Source organism: Streptomyces sp. CO7 (assembly GCF_053474865.1).
Window position 1 is genome coordinate 69,569 of sequence record NZ_JBRIOU010000002.1, and the last position, 2,638, is coordinate 72,206.

Sequence of the window (2,638 nt, forward strand, 5' to 3'; positions counted from 1 at the left end):
GGTGGCGGTCCCCGCCGCCGTGGCGGCCTGGGCGGCCGCCCGCCGCGCGAAGCGTGGACCGCGGCCCTGGACGGTGGTCTGGGCCGTGGCCGGACTCGCGCTGCTCGTGGTGCCCGCGCTGCGCGACGCCGGCTGGCCGGTGTTCCTCGCGGTGGCCGGAGCCTTCGCGATGGGCGCGCTCGCACTCAACGGAGGCCGTTCCTGGGCCGCCGTGCTGCTCGCCCCGCTCGGACTGTGCGGGGCCACCGTCCCGGGCTTCGCCTGGGCGGCCCGCGGGCTCAAGGAGCGGGCCGCAGGCACCTCGGGCCGGCTGGGGCCTGTGCTGCGCGGGACCGGCGTGGCCGTCCTGCTGCTGATCGTCTTCGGTGCGCTGTTCGCGGGCGCCGACGCGGCCTTCGCGGACCTGCTGGGCAACCTCGTGCCCGACCTGGAGGAGCCGGCCGACGGGCCGCTGCGGCTGGTGGCCTTCGCCCTCGGTGTCGTCGGGGCGCTCGCGGCGGCCCGCACCGCCGCCGCGCCGGTGCCCTGGGACCGCACCCGGATCCCTGCCGGACGGCCCCGGGGCCGCACCGAGTGGGCGCTGCCGCTGATCGTGCTCACCGTGCTGTTCGCGGCGTTCAACGCGGTGCAGCTGGCGGTGCTGTTCGGCGGCTACGACGCGGTGCTGGACAAGACGGGCCTGACCTACTCCGAATACGCGCGCCAGGGTTTCTGGCAGCTGCTGATCGTCACCCTGCTGTTCCTGGTCGTGGTGATCGTCGCCGCCCGCACGGCGCCCCGGTCGGGGCCGCGCGATCGCGTGCTGGTGCGCGGCGTCCTCGGGGTGCTCTGCGCGCTCGCCCTGGTCGTCGTGGCCTCCGCGGTACGGCGCATGGACATGTACGTCGACGCCTACGGCCTGACCCGGCTGAGGATCTCCGTGCTCGCCATGGAGTTCTGGCTGGGGCTGGTGATCGTCCTGGTCATGGCGGCGGGGGTCTGGGGCGCACGGTGGCTGCCGCGCGCCGTCGCCGTCTCGGCCGCCGCGGGCGTGCTGGCGTTCGGCCTGATGTCCCCCGACGCGCTGATCGCCGAGCACAACGTCACGCGGTACGCGGCGAACGGGAAGATCGACCGGATGTACCTGGAGGACCTGTCCGTCGACGCGGTGCCGGCCCTGGACCGTCTCGAGGAGCCGCTGCGCAGCTGCCTGCTCGCCCAGTACACCGACGAGCTGGACGACGTCACGCCCTGGTACGCCACCAGCTGGAGCGAGCGGGAGGCCCGCCGGATCCTCGCCGACCGGCCGGCCGACCGGGACCCGCAGTCGTGCGACACCGGCTCCCGCTGGGAGGACGACCTCTACGAGTAGACCACCGGCGCCGCGCGGGGGCTCCGGCTCCACGCGGCGCCGGACGGGGTTCTGCCGGGACCGGCCTCGCGGTACACGCAGGCCGGTCCTCGCGCTTGCGCGGAGCCGCTCCGGGGGCACGCGTGGGGTGGGCCGGCGGGGTCGTGACCGGGCGCGCATTTCCGTTCACACGTGCGATCCGTGACGGGCGGAGGGTTGCGACACGCCAGCCGTGAGGTGCGGGCCTGAGGTTGAACCGTGCCTTTCCTGCCTCGCTGATCTGCCCGAAGGGTGACTGCGGGTGGAAGGCGCCCCGCCCGCTCGCGTGGTCCTCCATGTGTCGCGCATGACGTGTGCGAACGTGAACCCGGGCGATGGTGGCCGGGGCGGTGCGAGGCCGGGGGTCCTGCCCGTCCGGAGGCGGCGTAGGCTATGAGCGTCATGCCCTACGAACCGCCCACACACACCGTCGAGCGCTCCCTTCGCGCCACGACCGGAGCCAAGGTCGTCGCCGGTGTCGACGAGGTGGGTCGCGGCGCCTGGGCCGGTCCGGTCACCGTCTGCGCGGCCATAACGGGCCTGCGTCGTCCGCCCCACGGCCTCACCGACTCCAAGCTGCTCACGGTGAAGCGACGCAACGAACTCTCCGCCGAGCTCCGCGACTGGGTCACCGCCTACGCGCTGGGCCATTCCTCGCCCGAGGAGATCGACGAACTGGGCATGACCGCCGCGCTGCGGCTCGCCGCGGTACGCGCGCTGGAGGCCCTTCCGGTCCGGCCGGACGCGGTGATCCTGGACGGCAAGCACGACTACCTGGGCGCCCCCTGGCAGGTGCGCACGGTGATCAAGGGTGACCGGAGCTGCGTCGCCGTCGCCGCCGCCTCGGTGATCGCCAAGGTCGAGCGGGACGCGATGATGGCGGAACTGGGCACGGCCCACGAGGACTTCGCCTTCGCGGCGAACGCCGGCTATCCGTCCCCCGTCCACCGCGCCGCGCTGGAGGAAAGGGGACCCACTCCTCACCACCGGTTGTCGTGGGCGTATCTTGATGCGCTGCCACGGTGGCGGCACCTCAAGAAGGTCCGCACCTGGGCGGAGGCGAGCGTTCCAGAGATCGAGGGCCAACCGGGCTTCGACTTCTGACCGGTCCGCTTCCCGCGGTACCACCCCCTGACGTGCCCCCGACATACTGGGCGCACCGACATTTGACAGACATCGAGCCATGCCTCTCAGTCCCGAGGAGCCCCAGATTCCCGAGAGCGCCCAGGGCAGCACCGCTGCGGCCCCCAGCCGTAGCGTGCCGACCCC

The 2,638-nt window shown here is 73.5% G+C and carries 2 protein-coding genes; both read left to right on the forward strand.

The genetic code is table 11. The features are described from left to right. Positions 1 to 1,351 (forward strand): DUF4153 domain-containing protein (locus ACOV8S_RS02220; protein WP_448315772.1); only part of this gene is annotated, 1,351 nt, incomplete at its 5' end. A gap of 420 nt (positions 1,352 to 1,771) precedes the next feature. Further along, a complete protein-coding gene (locus ACOV8S_RS02225) occupies positions 1,772 to 2,473 on the forward strand; it encodes a ribonuclease HII (RefSeq protein ID WP_448317322.1) in 702 nt (233 codons plus the stop codon). The last annotated feature ends 165 nt before the right edge of the window (positions 2,474 to 2,638 follow it).